Source organism: Chryseobacterium sp. HMWF035, from assembly GCF_003094695.1.
GTDB classification, from domain to species: domain Bacteria; phylum Bacteroidota; class Bacteroidia; order Flavobacteriales; family Weeksellaceae; genus Chryseobacterium; species Chryseobacterium gambrini.
Genome location: NZ_QEHP01000139.1, coordinates 58,981 through 82,818 on the forward strand (window position 1 = coordinate 58,981; position 23,838 = coordinate 82,818).

General features: G+C 36.7%; 28 protein-coding genes and 2 pseudogenes. 9 read left to right on the forward strand and 21 right to left on the reverse strand.

Annotated features, from left to right (window positions below):
- From gwsS to DD829_RS21210, 3 genes are all read left to right on the forward strand, one after another.
- On the forward strand, nt 1-534 hold a 534-nt coding region (gene gwsS, locus DD829_RS21200), incomplete at its 5' end, for a grasp-with-spasm system SPASM domain peptide maturase (RefSeq protein WP_116548143.1).
- A gap of 12 nt (nt 535-546) precedes the next feature.
- Nucleotides 547-2,742, forward strand: coding sequence for a peptidase domain-containing ABC transporter (locus DD829_RS21205; RefSeq protein ID WP_108410274.1), 2,196 nt, complete (start codon nt 547-549; stop codon nt 2,740-2,742).
- Nucleotides 2,743-2,752: 10 nt separating this feature from the next.
- Complete coding sequence (locus tag DD829_RS21210) at nt 2,753-4,054, forward strand: HlyD family secretion protein (protein WP_108410275.1); 1,302 nt, start codon at nt 2,753-2,755, stop codon at nt 4,052-4,054.
- 436 nt (nt 4,055-4,490) lie between these two features.
- Here DD829_RS21210 and DD829_RS21220 read toward each other — a convergent pair whose 3' ends face one another.
- A complete protein-coding gene (locus DD829_RS21220; RefSeq protein WP_108410277.1) occupies nt 4,491-4,892 on the reverse strand; it encodes a hypothetical protein in 402 nt (133 codons plus the stop codon).
- A 143-nt stretch (nt 4,893-5,035) separates the two neighbouring features.
- The gene (locus DD829_RS21225) at nt 5,036-5,341 is read right to left on the reverse strand and encodes a hypothetical protein (protein ID WP_108409886.1); all 306 of its coding nucleotides are present in this window, start codon (nt 5,339-5,341) and stop codon (nt 5,036-5,038) included.
- Between the two features lie 141 nt (nt 5,342-5,482).
- Between DD829_RS21225 and DD829_RS21230 the strand changes: the two genes are divergently transcribed.
- From DD829_RS21230 to DD829_RS21235, 4 genes are all read left to right on the forward strand, one after another.
- Nucleotides 5,483-5,767 carry an AbrB/MazE/SpoVT family DNA-binding domain-containing protein gene (locus DD829_RS21230; protein WP_108409887.1) on the forward strand — a complete coding sequence of 95 codons (285 nt, stop codon included), beginning with the start codon at nt 5,483-5,485 and terminating at the stop codon, nt 5,765-5,767.
- A 207-nt stretch (nt 5,768-5,974) separates the two neighbouring features.
- Complete coding sequence (locus DD829_RS23870) at nt 5,975-6,124, forward strand: hypothetical protein (protein WP_165796623.1); 150 nt, start codon at nt 5,975-5,977, stop codon at nt 6,122-6,124.
- Nucleotides 6,125-6,283 carry a hypothetical protein gene (locus tag DD829_RS24005; RefSeq protein WP_165796624.1) on the forward strand — a complete coding sequence of 53 codons (159 nt, stop codon included), beginning with the start codon at nt 6,125-6,127 and terminating at the stop codon, nt 6,281-6,283. It begins immediately after the preceding gene.
- Nucleotides 6,284-6,432: 149 nt separating this feature from the next.
- On the forward strand, nt 6,433-6,705 hold the full coding sequence (locus DD829_RS21235; protein WP_108409888.1) for a hypothetical protein: 273 nt from the start codon (nt 6,433-6,435) through the stop codon (nt 6,703-6,705).
- A 124-nt stretch (nt 6,706-6,829) separates the two neighbouring features.
- On the opposite strand, the gene DD829_RS24515 is transcribed toward DD829_RS21235, so the two are convergent.
- From DD829_RS24515 to DD829_RS21320, 15 genes and pseudogenes are all read right to left on the reverse strand, one after another.
- Nucleotides 6,830-7,555, reverse strand: coding sequence for a RepB family plasmid replication initiator protein (locus DD829_RS24515; protein ID WP_165796625.1), 726 nt, complete (start codon nt 7,553-7,555; stop codon nt 6,830-6,832).
- Nucleotides 7,556-7,585: 30 nt separating this feature from the next.
- Nucleotides 7,586-8,056 (reverse strand): replication initiation protein, encoded by a 471-nt coding sequence (locus DD829_RS24520; RefSeq protein WP_108409890.1) that lies wholly within the window; start codon nt 8,054-8,056, stop codon nt 7,586-7,588.
- A 507-nt stretch (nt 8,057-8,563) separates the two neighbouring features.
- A complete protein-coding gene (locus DD829_RS21250; RefSeq protein WP_108409891.1) occupies nt 8,564-8,800 on the reverse strand; it encodes a hypothetical protein in 237 nt (78 codons plus the stop codon).
- 81 nt (nt 8,801-8,881) lie between these two features.
- Entirely contained in the window at nt 8,882-9,097 is a 216-nt protein-coding gene (locus DD829_RS21255) for a hypothetical protein (RefSeq protein WP_108409892.1), read from the reverse strand.
- An 818-nt stretch (nt 9,098-9,915) separates the two neighbouring features.
- Nucleotides 9,916-10,860 (reverse strand): annotated as a pseudogene (locus DD829_RS24525) (DNA cytosine methyltransferase); the annotation flags it as partial.
- 548 nt (nt 10,861-11,408) lie between these two features.
- Entirely contained in the window at nt 11,409-11,531 is a 123-nt protein-coding gene (locus DD829_RS24530) for a DNA adenine methylase (protein WP_108411118.1), read from the reverse strand.
- 90 nt (nt 11,532-11,621) lie between these two features.
- A pseudogene (locus DD829_RS24535) lies at nt 11,622-11,855 on the reverse strand (DNA adenine methylase); the annotation flags it as partial.
- Between the two features lie 414 nt (nt 11,856-12,269).
- A complete protein-coding gene (locus tag DD829_RS21285) occupies nt 12,270-12,812 on the reverse strand; it encodes a hypothetical protein (RefSeq protein WP_108411116.1) in 543 nt (180 codons plus the stop codon).
- 38 nt (nt 12,813-12,850) lie between these two features.
- Nucleotides 12,851-13,150 (reverse strand): hypothetical protein, encoded by a 300-nt coding sequence (locus DD829_RS21290; RefSeq protein ID WP_108411115.1) that lies wholly within the window; start codon nt 13,148-13,150, stop codon nt 12,851-12,853.
- A gap of 158 nt (nt 13,151-13,308) precedes the next feature.
- A complete protein-coding gene (locus tag DD829_RS21295) occupies nt 13,309-13,827 on the reverse strand; it encodes a hypothetical protein (RefSeq protein WP_108411114.1) in 519 nt (172 codons plus the stop codon).
- A 4-nt stretch (nt 13,828-13,831) separates the two neighbouring features.
- On the reverse strand, nt 13,832-14,278 hold the full coding sequence (locus DD829_RS21300; protein WP_108411113.1) for a hypothetical protein: 447 nt from the start codon (nt 14,276-14,278) through the stop codon (nt 13,832-13,834).
- A gap of 77 nt (nt 14,279-14,355) precedes the next feature.
- Nucleotides 14,356-14,952 carry a hypothetical protein gene (locus DD829_RS21305; protein ID WP_123906954.1) on the reverse strand — a complete coding sequence of 199 codons (597 nt, stop codon included), beginning with the start codon at nt 14,950-14,952 and terminating at the stop codon, nt 14,356-14,358.
- A gap of 44 nt (nt 14,953-14,996) precedes the next feature.
- A complete protein-coding gene (locus DD829_RS21310) occupies nt 14,997-15,605 on the reverse strand; it encodes a hypothetical protein (RefSeq protein WP_108411111.1) in 609 nt (202 codons plus the stop codon).
- A 62-nt stretch (nt 15,606-15,667) separates the two neighbouring features.
- Complete coding sequence (locus tag DD829_RS21315) at nt 15,668-16,045, reverse strand: hypothetical protein (protein ID WP_108411110.1); 378 nt, start codon at nt 16,043-16,045, stop codon at nt 15,668-15,670.
- Between the two features lie 175 nt (nt 16,046-16,220).
- Entirely contained in the window at nt 16,221-16,514 is a 294-nt protein-coding gene (locus tag DD829_RS21320; RefSeq protein ID WP_228408261.1) for a hypothetical protein, read from the reverse strand.
- A 1,053-nt stretch (nt 16,515-17,567) separates the two neighbouring features.
- On the opposite strand from DD829_RS21320, the gene DD829_RS21330 reads away from it, so the two are divergent.
- Together DD829_RS21330 and DD829_RS21335 are read left to right on the forward strand one after the other, a co-directional pair.
- A complete protein-coding gene (locus DD829_RS21330) occupies nt 17,568-19,400 on the forward strand; it encodes a type IV secretory system conjugative DNA transfer family protein (RefSeq protein WP_108410573.1) in 1,833 nt (610 codons plus the stop codon).
- 131 nt (nt 19,401-19,531) lie between these two features.
- On the forward strand, nt 19,532-20,380 hold the full coding sequence (locus DD829_RS21335; protein ID WP_108410574.1) for a replication-relaxation family protein: 849 nt from the start codon (nt 19,532-19,534) through the stop codon (nt 20,378-20,380).
- 40 nt (nt 20,381-20,420) lie between these two features.
- Here DD829_RS21335 and DD829_RS21340 read toward each other — a convergent pair whose 3' ends face one another.
- The 4 genes from DD829_RS21340 to DD829_RS21355 all read right to left on the reverse strand — a co-directional run bounded on the left by DD829_RS21340 (nt 20,421) and on the right by DD829_RS21355 (nt 23,386).
- The gene (locus tag DD829_RS21340) at nt 20,421-21,299 is read right to left on the reverse strand and encodes a bile acid:sodium symporter family protein (RefSeq protein ID WP_194294704.1); all 879 of its coding nucleotides are present in this window, start codon (nt 21,297-21,299) and stop codon (nt 20,421-20,423) included.
- Nucleotides 21,299-21,694, reverse strand: a complete 396-nt coding sequence (locus DD829_RS21345; protein WP_108410576.1) for a hypothetical protein — start codon at nt 21,692-21,694, stop codon at nt 21,299-21,301. Before DD829_RS21345 ends, DD829_RS21340 begins: the two co-directional genes overlap by 1 nt.
- Before the next feature lie 143 nt (nt 21,695-21,837).
- The gene (locus tag DD829_RS21350; RefSeq protein ID WP_108410577.1) at nt 21,838-22,614 is read right to left on the reverse strand and encodes a LytR/AlgR family response regulator transcription factor; all 777 of its coding nucleotides are present in this window, start codon (nt 22,612-22,614) and stop codon (nt 21,838-21,840) included.
- A gap of 298 nt (nt 22,615-22,912) precedes the next feature.
- Nucleotides 22,913-23,386, reverse strand: a complete 474-nt coding sequence (locus tag DD829_RS21355; protein ID WP_108410578.1) for a response regulator transcription factor — start codon at nt 23,384-23,386, stop codon at nt 22,913-22,915.
- Nucleotides 23,387-23,838: the final 452 nt, after the last annotated feature.

A 23,838-nucleotide genomic window follows, 5' to 3' on the forward strand; every position in this document is an offset into this window, starting at 1 on the left:
GATAGTCCGAAAAATGAATTAGTACCTTCAAAAAAAGCTACTGGTATGGGATACTTGTTATATACAAGAGATAAAATAAGCAACAAATCCTGTGGAATTATTAATGATGACTATTTTGTTGTTAATATTAAAACATTTACAGAATCCTTACACCATAACTCCTGTCTTCACAAGAAAATTTCCATAGATTCCGAAGGAAACATAAAAAATTGCCCTTCTATGCCACACAGTTTTGGTAATATTAAAGATACAACTTTAGAAAAAGCATTAGCGCATCCAGATTTCAAAAAATACTGGAACCTTACCAAAGATGAAATAGAAGTCTGTAAAGATTGTGAATTCCGATACATTTGTACAGATTGCAGAGCTTATACCGAAAGAACCCATACCAATGCAGAAGGATTAGATATATCAAAACCTTTAAAATGCGGGTACAACCCTTATACCGGTGAATGGCAAGAATGGAGTACCAATCCGTTAAAAGAAAAAGCCATTAAATATTACGGAATGGAAGAATGGGTAAAGAAAAATTAAAAACACATTTAATTGAAAAAAAAATTTCCATTCTATCGCCAACCCGATACCAAAGACTGCGGTCCTACCTGCCTTCGTATTGTAAGCAAACATTATGGCAAAAGTATATCTTTACAGCAAATCCGTAACCTCTCTGAAACAACAAGGGAAGGAAGCAGTTTACTCGGATTGAGTGATGCAGCGGAAGATCTCGGTTTCCGCTCTTTGGGCGTTCAGATTAATTTTGAATCGTTAGCGGAGGAAGTTCCTCTTCCGTGTATTGTCCACTGGAATAAAAATCACTTCGTGGTTGTTTATAAAATAGACAAAAACAACAAAGTTTATGTTTCCGATCCGGGCTATGGACTGATTACTTATACCAGAGAAGAATTCATCAAGTTATGGATCGGTGAAAATGCCAATGAAAAAACAGAAGAAGGTATTGTTCTTATTTTAGAAACAACTCCTGCTTTTTTCCAGACAGAATTTGATGATCAGGAAAGTAAAGCCAGTTTTTCTTTTCTTTCAAAATATGTACTGAAATATAAATCGCTGGTTGTACAACTTGCAGTAGGACTTTTGGCAGGAAGTTTACTTTCTCTAATTTTCCCTTTCCTTACCCAGAGTATTGTCGATGTTGGTATTCAGAATCAGGATCTCAATTTCATTTATCTTGTTCTCTTAGCACAGGTGATGCTTTTTATGGGAAGAATGGGAATTGAAATGATCCGAAGCTGGATTTTGCTACATCTTTCAGCAAGGATTAATATTTCTATTATTTCCGATTTCTTTATCAAACTCATGAAGCTTCCGATCAGTTTTTTCGATACAAGAATGACGGGAGATATCATGCAGAGAATTAATGACCATCACAGAATCGAGCAGCTTCTCACAAGTTCTTCGCTGAACACCCTGTTTTCATTGGTCAATCTTATTATTTTCAGTATTGTACTGTTATTTTATGATTACAGGCTGTTTATCGTCTATCTTATCGGAGCAGCGGCTTACATCGGATGGATCAGTTTTTTCCTAAGTAAAAGAAAAGAACTTGATTACAAAAGATTTTCACAGGTTTCTCAGGAACAGAGTAAAGTGATTGAGCTGATTAACGGGATGCAGGAAATTAAAATGCATAATGCCGAGAAACAGAAACGATGGGACTGGGAATTTCTTCAGGTTAAATTATTCAAGCTGAGAATAAAATCTCTGTCTTTGGAACAATGGCAGTCCGTAGGAGGAAACTTCATCAATCAGATGAAAGATATTTTTGTGAGTTTCCTTTCTGCAAAACTGGTGCTTGACGGAAATCTTACTTTAGGAATGATGCTTTCTGTTCAGTATATCATCGGGCAGTTAAACAGTCCATTGCTTCAGCTGATCGATTTTATTAAACAGTTTCAGGATGCTAAAATTTCTTTGGAAAGGCTAGGTGAAATTCATGATAAGGATGATGAGGAGAATAAGGAAGAGCAATATTCCCACGAAATTCCGGAAAAAGACATTCTGGTGGAAAACGTTTCATTCAGATACACAGGCTCTGATGTTCCGGTTTTTGAAAATCTTACATTGAGCATTCCTTTTCAGAAAACGACGGCCATTGTTGGAGCCAGCGGAAGCGGAAAAACGACACTTTTAAAACTTTTAATGAAATTCTACGAACCTTCTCAGGGAGAAATTCGATTGGGGAATACAAAGCTTAACAATATTTCCCCGAGATTCTGGAGAGATCATTGCGGAGTGGTGATGCAGGAAGGCTATGTTTTTAATGACACTATTGCCAATAATATTGCAGTAGGTGAAGATTATGTAGATAAGCAAAAATTGAGGAGATCCGTAGAAATCGCCAACATTAAAGAATTTATTGAAGAACTGCCATTAAGCTACAACACGAAAATCGGAAATGAAGGTTTGGGAGTAAGTGGCGGACAAAAGCAGAGACTTTTCATTGCAAGAGCGGTTTATAAATCTCCTGATTATATTTTATTCGATGAAGCAACTTCAGCTTTGGATGCAAACAATGAGAAAGTGATCATGGAAAATCTTGAACAGTTCTTCAAAGGAAAAACAGCAGTAGTGATTGCACACCGGCTTTCCACCGTAAAACATGCCGATAAAATCATTGTTTTAGATAAAGGAAAAGTAGTGGAAGAAGGAAATCATGCAGAATTGGTTGCTTTGAGAGGAGAATACTACAGACTGGTGAAGAATCAGTTAGAACTTGGAAATTAAGAGATACGTAATGGCAGAAAAAGACATTTTAGATAATATTGAGCTTCGTTCTGAAAGTGTTCAGGATATTCTTACCCAGCCTCCTCATTGGATGATCCGGTGGGGAAACACCATCATATTTTTAATTTTAGTGCTTATCTTAATGATGAGCTATATTATTAAGTATCCTGAATTTGTTCCGGCTCCTATTGTGGTTACTTCTCAAAATCCTCCTGAGAAATTACAGGCAACCATCAATTCTAAAATAGAAAAGATCTTTATTAAAAACCATCAAGAAGTTAAAAAAGATCAGGTATTGATGATCATGCAGTCCACCGCTGATTATAAAGATGTCTTAGAATTAAAAAAGCTGATGGATTCCATTACTCTTGATCAGCTACCCTCTTTTCCCTTGCATGAGGCTTCGCGATTTAAATTAGGAGAATTGCAGGAAGACTATAATCAATTTGCTAAAGCCTTTCAGGACGAAGCTTTATTTATCAGATTGCAGCCTTATGCGCCGGAAAATCTAGCCGCCAATCAAAGCCTTTCTGAGTATAGAAACCGTATAGCAACACTAAGACAACAGAAAAGTCTGGAACTTGCTAAATATGAACTGACCAAGAAAAACTATCAGCGTTCACAGGAATTGTTTAATCAAGGCGTAATTGCGTCCGTAGAATTGGAAAATGAAAAAATAAAATACCTTCAGGCGCAGCAAAATCTTCAAAACCTGAACATTTCCATATCTCAAATAGAAGAAGGAATTTCTAATTTAAACAAAACAAAAAGTGGAGCGTCCATCAGTACAGAAAAAGACAAGATCACGTATTCTTCTCAAACCTTACAATTATTTGAACAATTAAGAAAATCGCTCAAGCAGTGGGAACAAAGTTATCTGGTGATATCCAATACGGAAGGTGTGGCAAGTTTTCAGCAGTTTTTCGGCGAAAACCAGTTTATTAAAGCGGGTGATCCTATTTTATCTATTTTACCTAAAAACAAAGAAGCACTAGTAGGAAGAATGCAGGTTCCGGCTACCAACTCAGGTAAGATTGCTTCAGGTGAAAAGGTTTTGATTAAGCTCGACAATTACCGTTATCAGGAATACGGAATTGTAGAAGGAAAGGTTCAGAATATTTCCATTGCTCCTGATGATAAGGGAAATTATTATGTAGATGTGCTTCTCCCAAAAGGATTGAAAACTTCTTACAATAAAAATCTTACTTTCGATAAGGAACTGAAAGGTAATGCGGAAATTGTTACTCAGGATCTGAGATTGATTGAAAGGTTTTTTTATCAGATCAGAAAGTTATTGGGATATCAGAGTTAAAGTAGTATCATATGCATAAATCAGTAATGACTTTAAAATAAAAACATATTATATGATTGAATTAGTTTTGGCTATTGCTTTATTTATAATGGAATTGATGTATTCTGTCTTTCGTATCTAATAAAATTCAAACAAAAAAGCAGGCATGACGTACCTGCTTTAGTATATCACAAAAACACAATATACTGTATATCCTGTAGGTTTAATGGCGATGAAACATTACAAATCATTACTTTCGTTTTCTTCCCATTGAAAGCAATACCTGTATATACAGCAGTGATTATCTTAGCTTTTTGCCTTAAAAAAGCAAGTCCCGTTTTCAGAATAGAATTGACAATACCATGTAATCTTGTATTGCTCAGGACAAACATGAAAGAAGTTTATTTTTTTCAAAAACTCCGCTGGTCAAAACCAAGCGAAGTTTGTTGTTTTAGATTCAACTATCCGTTTTACAAAAAGCATGAAGATACTTTTCGATGGTAGAGACTGAAATACCCTCTACGGGATTGTGGTTTTTAATCATTTCGTACAATGCAGGAATGAATTTTTTGCGGTCAAACAAGGTCTCCCCTTCCGTAGCTTCCAGTTTTTTAGCCTGGAATTCAAAATCTGATTCTTTCCATATAATGGCTGTTTCCAAATTTGAAATTCTTTCGATAATCTCCTGATGTTCCAGATTCGGAAAGACAGGAGTTCCTACATTTTGGGATACGAGAACCAATACCTGGCTTTCTTTAGGGATAAAAGGATTAACAATAAACGCCGAAGCCTCTTTTCCGTTCTCAGCTTCTACTGTTCCAAATTCATACTTTACAAAATGAAATTTTCCGTTGCTCATAACTTTTTATTTTTATTTTGGTTAAGAGGAAGTTATACGGATTTGAAGGTCTTTTTCAACAGGATTTTATTTTAAAAAAATCCCTTTGTAACAACAAAAGGATTAATAATTTTGAATCTCAGGAAAAACAAAGAATCTTTGTACTAATATTCCGAAGCGAACATAAGGGTGCAATGATTGTCTTCGGGAAGATACTTTCCGCTTTCAATCATTGATTTATCAAGCTGGTCAATAAAGAATAGTTTTTCTCCCGTTTCGGAGTTTAGGAAAACCTGCAGATAATCAAGATTTTCTTCCTGTGCTTTGGTTTTGATATACCTGTAAATATCACCAATCTCCTGTTCACTAAGTTTTTCACCGATTCCTCTGGTAACATAAAATGAACCTGAAAACAGGTAATTCCCCTCTTGTTCCTGTGGCTGGTGTTGCCAGACGTCTAATGTATTCATTGTATGTAGTATTAATAATAGGTGGTAAGCATATTTATCAGGGAGAAAATTGCAAGGGATTTACCATTTTTGGTGTGATGTATATTGTCCCCTTTTGGATTTATTTTCTCTTGCAATCTGTTTTTCATTTGATTAGTCTCAATGGTTGTTTTATTTATTTTCATTAATTCTATGAAATCCTATACTTTAAAATCATTCAACAGCGGTCAGGTCACTTTGCCGAAAAAGTGGAGAGACCAATTCGATACCGACCTCTTTATCGCAGAAGAAACCAAAGAAGGACTATTGATAAAGCCTATTCTTGGAAACTCCCCTTCCCAGACTGCTGAAAAAACAATTTCAGATTTTATTGAGAATTTTAAAATCCAAGCTCAAAAACAAGGTTTTTCACAAAAAGAAATTGAGGAGATGGTTTCAAAATTGTAAAATCAGGCTAAAAACAGTTGATAGAAGTTCATATTTTTGGAAAATGTAAAGCCTATTTTTTAAGCAACGTATAGAAAACGAAGTTCAGGACTTCGTTTTTCTCTTTTTCAAAAAATAAAAATTCCCTTGCATTCATGAATTTAATAAATACTATCATTTTAGTTAATTTGATTACAAGAGGTTTTTATTTCTTATCCACGCACCCCTATGAATACAAAAACCATCATCAAAAAATTAAAGGTAATCGCCAATGAACCTGCCGACAGCATCAGAAAGGAAGTGGCAAAAGAATGCTTTAATCACGACAGTATAGAATATTTTTTCTCAGATCTCTGTACGTATGGTTGTTCCTGCTGAATGTATGGGGGGTTAATCTACCGTAAAGATACCCACAATTTTTACGACAAATACTATGATGAAATCGAAGAGCTTAGGGAAGAATACGAGCAAAATACAGGTATGCCCATCAAAGTAGAAGGCGACTTAAAAAAACTTCTTTGCGTGGTTTGCCTTTGAAGAAACTGCATATCAGTTAGCTAATGAATTAGGATTAAACGGATAAATGTCAAGGCGTAAATGAAAAATGACCTTGAATTAATTAATTTAATCAATACAACTAATTTAGTCAATTTGACTAATCCTTTTATCTCTTTCCCCACACCCCAATGTTAGAAAACGAACTTATCAGTCAACTTCAAATGATTGCTAATCAAAAAGAAGAAAGCATCAGAAAAGAAGTAGCAAAAGAATGTTTAAAATCACACGAAGTAAGGTATTTCTTTCAAAAGCTCTGTTATGAAGGCTCACAAAGCGGAATGATTGACCAACTGAAAACTTTCCTACAAGCTCATATTTTCTTTGACAAATATCAGCAGGAGATCAACGCCCTTACCATGGAATCTAAAGAAAATATTTCAACCCCTTTAATTATTACATGAGATATTAAAACTTCACTTGCCTATTTCGCTTTTGATGAAATCGGATACAGGTTAAGCCAGGAACTCGGATTGGAGCTTTAGGCTCTTTTTTTAATTTCATTTTAAATCTTTAATTTTCTATTTTTCATATTTCTCCAAATTCTTTTTCCAATCTTATATCTAGGGCAATTTGTAAATATTTGTTGACGATCCCTTTTTCGTAATCTTTTTCCACCAGCTTGTACATAAAGGTGTTATTTTGCCTAAGCTCCTCTACGACGGACTCCGTAAATTCGGGGGTCAAGAACTCCTCTCTTAAGATTTTAAGTTTCTGCTCTCTTTCCAGAGCTAATTTTTGCTTTTCCTCTTCTTCCGATTGTTGTTGTACTTTGGACTGAGCTTTTTTTACTTTTTTAGCGATCTGCTCATTAATCTCTTCTTTATAATACCCATCTTTTAAGGCTTTGAGAAAAAATCCGCTTTTCTGTTTGACGGCGGTAGTTTTAAAATAGTGTTTGCAGTATTTCAGGGTTTGTTTAATATAGTCTTCATCATATTCGCTCAAAATCTGATTTTCAAAAACACTTTGGGATACGCCGAAAGTCTTGATTTCACCGTGCCAAAAGTTTATTTCAGACGAATCTTCTTCGTTCTGTGCGAAGTTTTCTTCTTGAATTTCGATAACTGATTTTTTGTTTTTGTAGATGATAAATGCGAGCTTTTCGACATTTCTTGAGGTTTCAGAGATTTCATCGAAAGTAAAACGGATGTCTGTGTGCTTCTCAATATCTTCTTGTGCCTTGAGCAGAATTCTCTGTTTAAAGTTGGCATATTTGCTGTATTTATCTTCAATGCAGAGAATCTGCTTCAACTCCTCTACTCCGAAAATTCTCTTTCCTATTCATTCATAGGATTTTAGAAGCTCGTACATTCTGATGCTATGCCCTGAAGATATTTTCAAAATGTTTTTTATATCGTACATCAAATATTTATTTTTCAGCTGGAGAAGATAGGGTTTCAAAATTGGATGGAAACTGACTTCCAATGAGCCGCGACCATCGACTGCATATTTAAAAGAACTGACCAGAGTGGTTTTAATTTCTTTTTCAATATTGTCCTCCTTAATCGGAATCGTGATGATTTTCTTTAACATAGAGGAAGTAAGCTGGTTTAATTCTGCATATATTTTTTTAGATTTGATCTGAAAGGTCTCTATTATATTTTTAACAGGGATTTTATAGTTTTTAAAATCTTCGTCTCTATCATCTATCAGGCTTACAATCATGGTAAAGAGCCTTATTTCGATTAAAGAAAAGGAATATCTGGCACTTACCAGCTCATGGCTTTTCTTGACTTTGAGTTGTGTGTTCATTTTTGTAAGAATTACAAAGTAAATTGTATGATTATGTTGCCCCCTTTTTGTTATAGTCAGGTTCGTTCCCCCAATTTGTAGCCTTTATGCCCCATTTTAGTAGCTTAAGCACCCCCAATTTGTTATAGTTAGGTTCATATCCGTTATAGTTTACCCCCTTTTTGTTATACTTCACCCCCATTATGTTTTTTAAATCTCTTAAAATCCTTTGTGGTACTCATTTTTTTGTGGCTATAAACAATATAAATATTTCAATACAATAACATCTTAAAACAAGTAAATTAAAATAGTCGTTGTTTTATTTTGGGTTTTTGTTCTTAAAAAGAATAAATAATATAGTCTGAGACTCATTTTTTTCATGAGCTTATAGCTTTCGGTATATCGCTTTTAGCTTATGAACGGCTACAAAAAGGTGGCAAAAGTATAACAGAAAGGGGGTGTATAATTATTTTAACGGCTAGCTGTTTCGGGTGTATTTTCACTCCTCTGCATTTAAAATTTGAGGTTTCAGCTGGCAACAAGAATCACAAACAGGAGCAATACAATCGACACGGCAATGGAAATAATATAGTAGGTGGTAGCTTTTTTGGAGATTCCGAGCATTTGTCCATACATCTCGTTGATTTGGTTTTTAGCTTCCTGTTGGTTTATCAGCAGTTGCGAATTATCTTTTTTATAAAACTCAATGAGTTGATTGCTGGATTTGATTTCCTCTTCCTGTTCTTTGATTTTTAGCTGAAGCATAAATTTTTCCTTTACAAACTCTTGGGCTTCTCACTCCTCTGCTTCGGGATGTGTTTTTGAGGCATTGGAAGTAGAGGGAGTTCAGGGCTGATGATAATTAGGGTTCTGGATAAGATCTTCTTTCGTTTTTCCCAATTTATGCATGATCCTTTCAAAATCCTCTACCCTGATGTAAGATACTTTTCCTTTATCATTGATCTGGGTACGCATCTGAATGTTAAGCGATTTTACATATTTGTAAAAGCTGGTGTTTCCGATACCGAGCATCGCCTGTGCTTCTAACTTGGTGTATTCCATGATTTCCTCTTCTATTAAAATAACGTGAACTCGACGATAACTATATTGATAATCAACAAGCTATGATTCTTTCTTTTCAAAATTTGGTAAAATATATAAGTTTCGGCTAAAGCCTTCAAAGATTTTCTATTGAAAAGACGGGCTAAAGCCCGCCTCTATTGATATTACAAATAGTTTTTGATAAAAAATGTCTCCGAGTTCACGTTAAAATAAAATACTGCCCTCTAACTAAAAGTTATCACTCCCCTGTAACCGTTTCTGATAAAGGTTTTTCATGTTTATCCGTGTGGAATATTCGGGATTGTTCATTATTGAACGAGGCTCGGTTCATCCATGATCCCTGCTGAATACCGAAGGATTCAGGGATGGAATACGGGTTGAACCCTGTCCGAATGAAGGGGAGCGAGGGACTCATTAAATTATGAGTAAATAAAAGGGAAAATCAAGTGAATTTTAGGGCATCCGCCCGAATAAGGATTGAATTCACAGGAACTTTCTCCAAATGCAACCGTATTTATGAGTGTTCATACTGTATGCACCCATGAATCATGAAGGAGAAAGTAAGCGAATACAGTCGATAATATGGTATTGTGAAACATAGGTATTAACAGATAAAAGAGAGGAGTGTATGTCTGAATTTTGGTGTGTTCACTATGGATGATGCCGTATTCAGTGGTAAATAAAGAAGTTCTTTTTTTAATTGATGATAATCAAACTGTAAATAGATAATTGTCAAGCTAATTTTGAAGATGCTATAAGCGATAGACAGTAAGCAATAATTTGTTGTTGCTTAAAGCATATTGCCTGAAGCTTATAGCTTAAAACCATTGTTTTTTTATTTCATCCGCAATTCTAGCCGTCATCAGGGGAGGAACGCTCATTCCGCAGACGTAACGGGTTGATATGTTGCAGAAATCGAAATCGCTTGGAAAACTGCTCATGCGGATATATTCGGTGTCGTTAAGATTGCGTTTTTCGGGATAATACACTCCTGCACCGCTTGAAGTAAGCGTAGGAGCAACAATATCATCGTACAAAATATAGGTGCTAAAGAACGCATTGAAGGTATTTAAATTTCTGTATCTGGCATCCGCAAATTTTAAATTTTGATCTCCGTATTCTACATAAGGCCGTCTTTTTTCGATGGAAGGTCGCAGAGGAGTATGCGTGGTAGAGTTTTTATCGGCAATTGTTCCAAAATAAACAGGAGGTTCGTTGAAATTTAAAATTAATGGGGGGAGCTCCAAGCTCTCTTTTCCTGCGATAAAGAAGATGCGTTCACGGGCTTGTGGAACTCCCATCGTTGCGGAATTCAATCTGAAGATTTGTACTTGGTATCAAAGCAAATTAAGTCTTTCATAGATTTCAACAGCATATTTTTTGGCTCTTCAAGAAACCAAACCCGGTACATTTTCCATCACCACCACTTTAGGTTGCAACTTAGCAACAGTATCACAGAATACAAACACCAGTTCATCCAATATCTGCTTTTTCTGTCCTTCCTTAAATACTTTTTCTTTTCACCAACATTCTTCACGCTTTCAAGACATTGAAAAGGCACTGCAAGGAGGAGAACCATCCAAAATATCTAATTCGTAGAGTTCTTCCGGCAGGTCGGTTCTCGTGTTAAAGTCTCTGATGTCTTCGTGGTAGAAATATTCAGGAGAGTGATTCGTCTGGTAAATTTTTGCCATTTTGTTGTCGATTTCAACACCCCCCAAATGGTGGAAGCCTGCGAGCTTGTATCCCATTGTGGAACCGCCTCCGCCTACAAAGGTTCAGAATACCTTTAAAGTTCAGTCCTTATAATACAGATTCTTGTTGCAGGATTTTGGATCATCTTTTTGTAAGGTTCGGTTGTAACATAAATTTTTCATAGCTTTTTTTGATTTTGTTAATGGATAATTCTTCGTTTTTGAAGGCTTTTTGTTTTTTTCTCGGTTTGATGATTCTGTGGAGATTTCTTTTATTCATTATTTAAAAATTAAAGGATTAAAAGATGGAGAGATTTAGAAATTAGATGGTATTTATCTTGGCTCTTTTATCTTGGCTCTTTTATCTTGGCTCTCTTAACTTGATTCTATATTGGATAATTCGCCACCAACACTTCGGTTTTTCTTTTGGAAGTTCCCGACTGACTTTTATGGGACGCTGACAGAGGTTGGTTAAAGGTTTTTACATACCATCCGTATTCTTTGATAAATATATCCAGTATTTTGGAAGGGTAGTTACTGAGCAGAAATTTTCCTTTGACTTGCGATAATACGGTCAGATCACGGATAAAATCATCTTCATGGTAACCTCCGTAATGTCACTGGTTGGTATCAATATACGGCGGGTCTGCATAAATAAAGGCATCTTCCCTGTCTCTCGACTGGATGACACGGTGGGCATGGTTTTGTTCAATTTGAGTGTTTTTCAAACGCGCACTCATTTTTTCTTTGAAGTTTTCAATTTTATTTTGAAAAACAGAGGCACATCTTGGTCATTTATCGTAACCCCGACTTCCGACTTTACTACAAAATCATTGATTGCAGGAAACATAAAACGCCCAAGCCCTGAGGACAGGATTTTCGGCGAATAATCGTGGCGTCTCATAGATAAACAATGCTTTTTTATAGGTCTCCCTGCTGTGCAAAGTGCTTTCTATTTTTTCGTGGAGTGCCTCGTATTGGGTTTTCAAAACTTCATAGAAATTAACGACATTCATATTTACATCGTTGATGATTTCTGAAGGAGCAGGCTCTTTAGCCCAAAAAAGTGCACCACCTCAAAAGTAAGGCTCGATGTAGATTTTATGCTCCGGTATGAGTGGGAGGATTTCTTTGAGCATATTCTGTTTACCTCAGTAGTAGGAAATTGGAGTTTTTAATTTTGGTTTGATTTTGTGGGCGGTTGATGCTTGTTGGTCGTTTTTGTTCATTTTTGCTTTTTGTTTAGGAAATAAATTTTTGAGCCATCGGAAAACTAAAATCCAAAATTCCATCGGAGAAATCATCACCGGGATTTTTAGGTGGCATTTTTCTGATAGTATTACTTTTCCGATGATCTAGTAGAAATAAAAATCATAATGGTTCTTAAAACAAAATAGCCCGAGTAAAAACTGGGGCTATTTCATACTTCATGAGTGGAATGAAAAACATTCCGAGCCTTTGAATGCCAAAGGCTTCGTTTACTTTTTTTCCGGTTTCTTTTCCTCCTGCTTCTTCTCTTCAGGCTTTTTGTCTTCAGGCTTCTGACCTGAAGGATTCGGAGATTCCGAAACTTTAGCATTGGGAGGAGTATTGGGAGTGTTCTCTGTTTTGGGGTCTGATTCCAGTTTTTTTTCTTCTGCTGAGACAGGCTTTTGTTCTGTGTCGGTCTTGGGAGAGGATTCAGAGGTTGTATCAGCAGAAGAGTGTACTTTGGAATCAACCCACTCTTGTCGGGTAGGAAGCTGTAAGGCTTCTTTACTCCATAGGTTGGTAACGTATGAAATAATGCTGAAGTCGTCCCCGATTAACTGGAGGAGTTCTTCATTCTCCATTTCTACTAGGTTGTAGGCTTCTTCGGGGACTTCCCCACCGAAGTTATGGGTAATAATTTCGATCAGCTCTTTTCTTGAAAAGAATTTTACCATTTCTGAGCTGATGTTCTGATAACGTGGTTCCGATTTTACCCGGTCTTTTAGCACGGATGAAAAGATTTTCAAAAGTGCCGTTTTGTTTTCGTTCATAAATTTTAATTTTTGTTGTTATACATGAAATTTTGATTTTACATTTTGTTTTCTATTTTCTGTTCATACGAGAATATAAACTTCGGATTCACTACTTCGTAGATTTCCGTTGCATTCTTTTCATTGACCCATCCGTCAAAAGCGTCATAAGGCTTGAGACATAAATGGGTAACAATACGGTTTTCGGTCTCGATCAGTTCTCCCTGTAAAAGTTCTTTTTCCCTCTCGTATCCTTCGGAGTCATTCCGAGAATAATTAAGAATTTTCACCTTTCCTTCGGAGACTTTCTCGAATTCGACAGTCCATACAGATGTGATAAGCCTTTTGGTTGCTTTCATATGTTTTGGTTTAAATTTTTAGTGAAGTTTGTATTATAGAAGATAGCAAACTGCCGAAAGCCAGATTTTTGGAGTCAGATATACCGACCGTCATTAACAGAATTTCGACAGCTATTACAAGTGATAATTGATGATCATTGATCGCTTATTATCGATTGTTATTCCACCAGATGATCGAAGCCTAATCTTTTATAGATTTCCATATTATGGTCAAAAGCTCCTTTGCAACGGTGATTGGGTTCCCTGTTTTCGCCTTCCGTTCCATGACAGATCTGATGGGCTTGAAACAGAGTTCTTTTAATGACCTCGTTAGCCAGTTTCATATCCTGATACAAACCTTTTTCATTGAGTTTAAAAGGACACGTCCTGCAACATTTTTTCATCACAGGAACTTTCTTTGGGTCGATTTCCATAGGATTGACAATTTGATACGTAATAAATGATTGTTGATGAATGATGGTATATTTGATAAGAACCCGGTAAACAATAATGAAGGCTTTTCCATTTTGGATAGGAATTATTTCTTCTACCGATTTATCGTCATCAAACAGGCTTCCGAGCATAAAGTTAATGAAGTCTTCAAATTCCAAAGGCTCTTCTACAAAAGTCTGAAGGTAGCTTTTGTGTTTGGCTTCATCAAGAATCATGATCTGCTTTACATAGGTTACGGATGCCATATTTTCATTCCTTTAACCAAATTTCTCTCGCTTTATCAAATCCTACCCATTGATGGTTTTCGTCATGTCCTCTTGAAGCGAGTTCATAACGGATGAGTTTCTTTAACGGGACTTTATGCTGTAAAATAAAGCGTAAAATTTCCCCGTCTGTTACCGAAATCATACCCATAATACTTTCCCAATGAGACAAAGGATCTTCGTCCGAACGGATTTTTTGGATCTGTTCAAAGCTCATTTTGGTGTAATCTTCAGGCAGAGGATAGTGAAACTCCATTTCCAGATCTTCCAGCATAAGCTGATTGGCTACGGCAAACTGATCTTCGGGAGCATCAAGTACCCCAAAGTGTTGGTTTTGCACTCTGTGTTTAAAGTTCAGCCATACCGCTTGGTCGATGGCTTTTTGCTGTTCTTCATAATATTCGATGAAGGGTTCAATTTTTTTGGGATTCATAAATTAGTTGTTGGTTGTAAGTTGATAGTATAGCTATTGGTAAATTATTAGATTGATACATTGATACATTATACTTTTTACAGGATCATTAATTTCAGTTCACTTTCCTGAATTTCATCCTGAGAGATCATGTCCGCCAGTTCTTCCTGTGCTTCCCACTCCGTTTTGTAGTATTTAGATAAAGGCGGTGCGGTGTATTTTTCTTCTTCTTTTACGGAAGATTCAAATACGGCATACAGAGGTTGCTCACTTCCTGCCTTACAGGACAACGCCCTGAAATTGCTGTAATCGTACTCGTCCCAGTCTGTCAAAATTTTTGTCATCAGATAATGGGTTTCGAGCTGGAGCTGGCACAGAACCTCATACACTTTCTGTGGAGTGATTTTATCTTCAATCTCCTGTTTCCATTTTTGGATGGTAAAGGACAGAATATGGAAATCGTCTCCGATGGCTTCGTGAAGTTCCAGCTTGTCCATCGTCTCCAAATCGTAATGTTCGGGTACTTTATCCAGATAAAGCCACTTCAGAATGTTCCGAAGTTCTTCTTTACTCAGAATATGGATGAATACAGGACTGAGATTTTCTACCTTGTCCCTTTCCATTCTTTGCTGAAGCATTTTCAGAAAGCATTGGACGAGGAGACGGTGTTTGTCTTGGGGTTTAAGTTTTTGCATTTTGTTTTTTAAGATGTTAGAAGTTAGATTTTAGACAGTAAAGCCTATGGCTTTTTGCAGAGGAAAACGAATTTGTTTTCATCGGGCAGGTTATCCAGCGGAAAGGATTGTTTGATTTTGACAGGATAATAATCGTTTTCTCCATCATAAAGAGGGAAAAAGCGGTCTTCTTCTGAAATTCCCAAAGTGTTGAGACCTTTGTAAACTTCAAAAGTATTTTTATCAAAATCAATCACATACGCCCATTCGCAGAATAAACTGTTTCCCGCAAATTCATAATCATTGTCGGTGACAATTTCATTTTGGTTGCGAAATTCCAGCAGCAGTTCAAGAATTTTTCCTCCTTCCAGTTTTCCGAATCGTTCACGATAACGGAAAGGATACCTTTTTTGGAATTCTTCTTTTTGTTTTGGGTTAAGGATTCCGTTTTCGCATCCGATAGAGTGCAGGAATTCATCCTGATGTTTTTGGTTTTCCTGATTCCAAAGTCGTACTTTGGGCAGGGTTTCCTGTAAGATTTCAACGCAGGTTGGTTCTTTCATAAAGCGGAGGAGGGTGACTCCCAATGCTTCGGGATAACCATCCGACTGTTCATACCTTGCTACTTTCACTTCGTGGTTCTGTACCACTACAGTTAAACTTCTTGTTCCCATAAATTTTTTGTTGTTGATTTTTGTTTGTGCTGGATTAAGGAATTAATGATTGGATTTTCAAACTATTTGACCATATGAATAGTAAAGCATTCTCCGTCAAACATTTCTTTAAGTTCTTCTTTTAAAAGATCTTGGAAATCTTCTTTAAGTTCACCTTTAAGTTCTTTCAGATCATTTTCCAGATCATCATTGACCTCGTCTTTGATGCTGTCTTTGAAATCATTGTCAATTTCTTCCAGAATCTCTTTTTTGATGTCATCGGCAAGATCACTTTTCAATTCATCTCCGAGTCCCTCTTTAATGCTTTCTTTGAACTCTTCGGTCATTTCATTTTTGATATAGTCTTTCACTTCCTGCATGAATTCATTTTTAACTTCATTTCTGAAATTTTCGATGAACTCGTCCTTAATTTCTTTTTTGATCTTCTTTTTCAGTTTCATAAATTTTTGTTGTCGATTGTTGGTACATTGTTAAATTGATAGATTTTTACCTTGTTTCTTCCCCCGCACCCTCAATAATGAAGATAGCTTGGGCTTTTCTTTCTTGGGTTTGTTTTCTGTTCATTGTTCCATTGGCTTCGCCGAATCACTCCGTTAGGTTGGGTAGATTATTCAATTATTCTTCCTCTTCATGTTCGTCTTTTGGTTCGCAGTAATCGGAGATGGTGGCGATGGCATGGTTGTAATCGTGTCTTTTGGCTTCTTCAAGCACAAAGTCGATTTCTTCCTGCGTCCACTTCTCTCTTCTTGCCTGACGTCTGAAAGCTCCCATGATATAGAAGATATTGGCGTCTACGGTGGTCAAGTCCAGATTGATGGTCTTTTCTACTTGTAGGACTTCCTTTTCAGAGTTTTGCGGATTCTGATTTTTGGTTTCCATTTTTGGGTTGTTTTCGTTGTTGATACTCATTGGTTTTACATTTTTAAATCGTTTTACATTTTTTACGTTTCACTTTTTTACTTTCTTGTGATTCCTTTTCGTGATTGCATTTTTTCTTTACACTTTCCTTTTTTTACTTTTTAATTTTTGCATTCATTTTGGGGTTTCTGATTTTTACTTTCATTGGTTCTACTTTTTTCGTCTTACTAATTCTGACTTTTGATTTTGTACTCTCATTTTTTACTTTTTCTTACGTTGTTACTTTTTACTTTTCAATTTTTCAGTCTTTTCATTTTTCTCGTTTTTACAGGGTTATCTTTCTTGGATTTTCTTGGTTTTTCAGTTTTCTAATTTTTACTTTTTCACTAATTTCTGTTCTCATTATTCCATTTCTTTACGCTTTTTAGACTTTTACAAATTCTCTTTGGAGCGATTTTGCGATGGTTGATACCGAACTTCCGGTCCGGTGATTTTGCAGTTGTGCGCACTACATTTTTTAGGTTTTTTATTGGTAAAGCTTTTTTGTCGACACTTACCGTATTACGGAAACACTCTCCTAAGTGCAAGTTGATTGTCCATCTTCACCTTGACAGAGAGGGCGGTTTCGTTTGGTAAAGTAAGAGGAGCAAAAAAGAGATCCCGAAAGGGATATTATGGCATGGGAATTGCTGTCGTATAACCGATAAACAGGGCAGTTTCGCCCATCCTTTAGAGGTTGTCAAAAAGGTATCTAAAAAGATACTTATATAGGTTGTCAAAAAGGTATTTCCTGCTTATTGACATTTAACCATCCACTTGAATCCACCTGAGTCAATTGACTTGATTTTTTTTAAAACTTCCTTATGACAAGGATGTGGCGATAATGGATAAAAACTTAGTGACCGGAAGTTTACCTCTGTTTTCCGGCCGGAATGTGTCCCGGTCAGAAACAAAACTTTTCCTTGTTAATTATTTATCATTTGTCATCCGCAGTCTTTTCTATTGTACCCTTTATCACAGGCAGAATTTTATAAAACGGTAAAACCGGTAACTGACAACTGCGACCTGTAATCTAAATCTGTAACATAAAATCTATTAGAAACTATGGAATCACTGATCCGACAATGGAACACCCAATCCTTATTATGGAAAATTACCGGCCCCGAAGTCTTTTGGGCTGGAGAATATCTTTTGTCCGAAAGTCCCGAGGCAAGGGAAATATACTTGAAACGGCACACCCACCAGATTGACAGCCAATTAACTCAACTTCAAAAAGGCAGTTCCGGATTTATCTCCAAACTCCGACAGCGTTTTATCACTTTTGAAGAATTTAAATGGTTAGATTCAGGGAAAGGTTCAGGCTCAGTTTTAGTCTCCAACTCTCCTATCCAACTCTCCAACTCAACCTTAGCCTCTCTCTATTGGGAACAGATCAACCAGCCCAACATCAAACTTTTACTTCCTACCTCTGATGATGATGAAAAAAACTATCTGGCTCTACTTAAAAAATGGTTACCTTCTGCTTCGGCATTCTTTTTTAGTCCCAAGCCGGTTCCTGTACCCTTATCTGCGTTAAATCGTCATTTGCTGATTACCGGCAGGACAGGTTCCGGCAAAACACAATTTTTACAATCTCTATTCTGGCAGTTGCAAAACCACACACACCTTAAAGAGCAATCCTCACTTATTCTGCTTGATCCCCACGGCGATTTAGCAGAGAAGCTTTTTGGACTTCGTGAAAATTTTAAAAAGCCTGAACGTGTATGGTATATTGATCCGCAATTGGATGAAGAAAAAATTCCCTGCCTGAATCCGTTTTGGCGTCGTGTTGCTGACCCCTCTATGATTGATTTATTATCACAACAATGGGCAAAGGCATTTTCGGAACTGATTCCGGAGATGGGACTTTCATTACAGATGGAGGCTTTATTAAAGCCTTGTCTTGCAGTCATGTTCGGGAAAGGAAATTGTGGATTATCCGATTTGCAGGTGTTTATGGATGATTCGCAGAACCATGATTGGGTGGAACTCGGAAAAAAATCTTCGTTCCCGGTGTACCGCCAGTTTTTCGAATCGGCATTTCTGAATAAAAAATATGCTCCGACCAAATTGGCGGTCTACACCAGATTGCAGTTATTATTGAACAATTATGTGTTCTACCAGATGATGAACGGGGAGAGCAGTATTGATCTAAAAAAAGGAATGAATCAGGGAAAAATCATTCTCTTTAATTTATCTAAAGGAAGGCTTGGTGAGGATTGCAGCAAAGCACTCGGAAGGTTTGTTTCAGCTACGCTGTTAAGCATTGCTTTGCAGAGGGCTTTTGAAAGTGAGAGCAGCAGGAAACCGTGTTACTTGTTTATCGATGAGTTCCACAATATGGCGAATGCAAGTATGGAAACAGTATTTTCCGAAGCAAGGAAATACCGCCTGCATTTGATTGTTGGAACACAGACCGTGGGACAGCTTCCCGCTTCAATGAAGGATATGGTACTCAATAATACGGCGGTAAAGTTGGTGGGACTTAATGGTCTTCCGGCCCTTAAGAATCAGGCAGGAGACATTGGGGTTTCGTATCGTGATTTGCAGAACCTGCCCCCTTTTTATTTCTACATGAAGTATGATCATCATCCGGCGCTGAAAATTAAGGCTCCCGATTTTCTGCTGAGACATCCTAAGAAATATTTTGCAGAGAAAGAGGAAATGAAGAATTTGAAAGAATACATAATTCATAAAAGCGGTATTTACAGGGAACATGAAACGGAACTGCCGGATGTACATTCTGTATCCTATCATAATAACGAGGTGACTCTTGAAATGGGTTCCACGGATGCTGAAAGTAAAAAAAGTTCTCAAAATATGACAAATAGTACAGATGTTATACAACCTGAATCTCAACCTTCGTCTAAAATCCCGATGTTTAAACTGAAAAAATAAGAGCAGATTTTAGGGAGCAGGCAATAGGATACAATTTCTTACCTGTTTCCTTAATAAGGAATCTAATCACTACAATCTCCTATCTGCAGCCTAACCCCTAACCCCTTTTACCTAAATAAAAATAAACAAAAATGAAAACAAAACTCGATCTTCACCGCATTACACTTTCTCAGGAGAAAGTGCTTACAGCTCTCGCCCAGTTCAAATTTTTAACCACAGGGCAACTGTTGTCTTTGGGGGCGATGTCAGAGAGAACGAATTTAAACAAAAATATTTCTGAGCTCAGGAAGTTTTCGTCCCCATTGGTTGGCTCTATTTCCTTTGGGGTTCATCCCGGTAAAGGCAAACTGGAAAGTGTCCATTATCTCACTTCCCACGGTGCAGCCCTTTTGTGGGAAGTCTATGGAGAAGACTATCCGATAAGATTTCCGAAAGGAAATCACGGGTTATTCCAGCAGGATTATTTCCACAGGGTGAACACCGTAACGGTTCATATTGCCCTTTGGCAGTGGGTCCAGCGCAATGATGCAGAGATCTTGTTTTTCTGTACCTATTTTGATAAGCTTTCTACCGGGAAAGAAAAAGGCTACAGAGCGGAATCTGCTATCCGTATTTCTGAAAGGCAGTATCTTATTGCTGATGCCTTGTTTATGCTGAAAACTCCGGGAAGTCCGCAGCTTTATGCTTTGGAGATGTATAATGGAAATGATACCCAGCGTGTGCATCATTCTCTAACCGCCCATCTGACCGCCCTTAACAACGGACAGCCGTCCTTACAGTTCGGAATGGATTATGCCTCGCGTGTATTGTGTGTTTTTGAGTTTGAAGTGTACAAAGTCCAGCTTATGAAAAGACTTTCTGAGGATGAAGGGTTTACGGGTGCAAAAGAATTTTTCCTGTTTAAGTCTTTGGAAGAACTGAAAAACGAAGAGTTTTTTGAGTGGCAGTTATTTGATGGAACGAAGACTGGGTTGTTTTAGCTGTTAGCTATTGGCCTGTGCCTATTTATTGCCTTTACAATCAATCAGCTTCTACATTATTTGAGTCGTATTTCTTTACAAAATAACTGAAAGCGATGGCTGTCCAAAAAGAGAACAAGGCATACACAAGAGATACTTTTCCGTAATTGCTGTTATGAAGCAGTACTCCTGATAGTAAAAATGCCATGGTCGTATTGTGTACAGCCGATTCTATTGAAATGGTAATACAGTCTCTTGTATCTAATGAAAACAGCTTGGATACCGAATATCCCGTAAATAGGCATAAGATATTTAAAAGCAGGGCAAAGGGCAGAATTTCGATAATTTCAAGTCCTGTAATTCCATTGTTGCCCTCAGAGCCAAGAAATTTCAATAAAAAAACAATTCCCAATAAAACGATCATCACCGGTTTTAACAGTTTTGAAAGCTTTAAAGAAAGATCCTTATGCAGTTTTTTAAACAAAATGCCTATAGAGATGGGTATCAACGTAAGCATACCTATTTCTTTTACTATATAGAAGAACGGCAGAAAGAATGATTTTTCATTTCCTTCAAAATGTTCAATGGCAAAGTTTACAATCAGCGGAATGGAGAATACTACCAGTATGGAATTCAGGGTAGTCAGGGTGAGGGATAGCGCCACGTTGCCTTTAAAAAGATAGGTAATAAACCCGGAAGTTGTACCTCCCGGGCTTGATGCTAAAATGACCAGTCCTATTTTTATGTAAGCGGGAATATCAAATACAAAAGCGATTATAAAAGCGAGGAGGGGAAGCAGGATCATTTGGGAGCACAGGCTTACCAAAAGTGCTTTAGGCTTGCAATAGACCGTCTTTACTTCTTTTATGCTCAATGATATTCCTATTCCCAACATAATGAGAAATAAAACCGCTGAAACCAGCATATCAATATCGGGCATTATAAACGGTATCTGGAGCTTAAGCATCCATATTTTTTATAGATGTATAAGGCTCTGATGGAGGAACGAAGGCTATTGTAGTAATAGTTTACTCCGTTGGAGTCTTCCACAAAATAGCGTCCGGATTTTCCGCCTCTAAAAAGCTTACCTCTTGTTCCGTCAGAAAACTCTATGGATGCTTCATAGTAGGTGCCATCAAACAAGCCTGATTTCTCTACCCATTGCTCATAGCCTTCGGGAGATAAGTTCATCACATCATCAATCGTGATGTAGTCGTACTGGTCACAACCATAGTATTCATTTTTGTCATACCCGGTAAAGCTTGATAATGAAAAAAATGCACCTATGGATAAGGTTAGAACCATTGCAATGGTTCTTAATTTCAATAATGTCATCTGTTATGTATTTAAGGGTTAATATTTGCAATTTTAAGACAAATAGTGTTCATATAACAGCTTTGGAAGCGTTGTTTATTCTATGGGGTATATGCGTATATGAAACCCCTAAAACATTCCGTGAACAGGAATTTCTAATTTCTCTATAGTGCTTTAAAAGTTAAAAGCGCATGTTTTACTTTCTCAAGATAGATTTCTCCAATCGGAATTTCCATAACGGTATCTTTTATAGTAAAAGACTCATCAAGCCTTGTTTTGCTTTTTTCGGTCATTTCAAAAAGACCTGTCCTGAAATGAAGGGTTATAATTTTATGGGTGGTATTGATCTTTTCGATGTAGGCGGTATTGATCATATAGGATTTATGAACTCTTAAAAATGTTTTGGAAAGCAGCAGTTCAATTTCTTTGAGTGGTTTGGTAACGGTCACTTTCTGACCGCTGAGCCTGATGATATGGCAATAGGATCCATCGCTCTGAATGAACAGGATATCTGCATATTGGATGAGCCAATGGGCACTTTTGTCTTTAATGCTGATATGGCTTTTGAGCTCTGAAAAATGTTTCTTGAATTTGTGTAAGGCCAAAGAAAGCTTGACAGGATTGATGGGTTTATCCAAATAAAAAAGCACCCCGTAATTGATGGCTTTTCTAGCATATTTTTCATGGTCTGAAAGCACAATCACAAAGGGAGGCTCGTTAAAAAATCGGGCGGTCTCTTTAAGAATTTCAAAGCCGGTTTCGGCTCCAAGTTCTACATCCAGAAAGATAATATTGGGTTTTTGGGCTAACGTTAAGGCGATACCCCGGTCAACAGAACCGGCAGTTCCTTTACTTATAAATTCAGGATAGTTTTCAAGTTCTTTTTGCAGCTGTTTCAAAGGTTCCTGCTGATCTTCTATAATGATGTAGCTATAGTTCATGGTACTATAATTTAGATACAAACATCATAGAAAATACTCACATAAAAAAGGAAAAGAAAGCGAAAGAAAAGTTAAATGTAAAATACTTTCCAAACGCCTTGTATAAAGCGATGAACCATCAAAAACAGAAAGTTTGTTTTTTTGAAATGCAAGTGTAAATATCAGTAATATTGACCATGTGGTTACACTTTAAAGTACCCCCTTATTTCGGGGTAAAATGACTATTGCATACAGAAAAGGGATCTGTATTTAAAGGTAGTTTTTAAGAGACCGGAATAAAAAACATTGTAAAATAATTTTATTTATTTCTTTTTTTCAATTCATCAATGATATTCTCCAAACCTTTGCTGTAGAAGGTTTCGCCTTCTCTTATTTTCCTGATTGCCCTGCAAATGGAATCGAAGCCTTCCTGATGTTTTAACAGTAATCCTTCGGGTTGTAACTTACTATAGATAGGGACGAGGCGTTCCTTCTTATCATGATGGGTAATGATCATAATTTTAATAAAAGGCATCATTTCTCTGATCCGTACTGCCAGATCTTCTCCCAGCATAATGCTTTTGTCATGAGAAGGATTTATTGCTATATCCAGACAGACTATATCGTAGGGATCATGTTCTGCATCAGTAACTCTGCTTAATGCCTTGCCGGGAGTCTCTATAATATCTGATTCCAATTCATAGTATTCTTTTAAGTGGTCGAGCACAATCTTGTAACTGTTCCGGACGGTTTGGGAATCGTCAATCATAAGTATTTTTAATTTTGGCTTCATCGCTGTATTTTTAGTCTTGTGCTTGCAATTATTTTACTCATCCGTAATTTATGGATGGATAGCTTTATTATGATTGACCTGAATAGTAAATCTCTCTAAATATAAGAATTCATTTCTTTGATGACAACAGATTTTATTACAAAATCTATATCATAAATTGGGAATGAATAAAGCTTGGGCTTTTTAAGCAGTCGGAATGAAAAAAAATGACCTTAACCATCACGTTTTCAAAAGCCTGTTACCAATAAATAAGGTAGCATTCCAGTATTTTCTTATCAAAAAAAGAGATAACCGACTAACGATTATCTCCTCTTTGTCAAAAATTCTCTTTTATTTTTTTAGACGAATGATCAATAAGTACTTGCTAAAAATTAATAATACATTTCTTTCCGAAATTATCTAATACGTCCTTTAAGCTGGCTTTTAGATTTTCAAAAGAAGCATAAGCATCA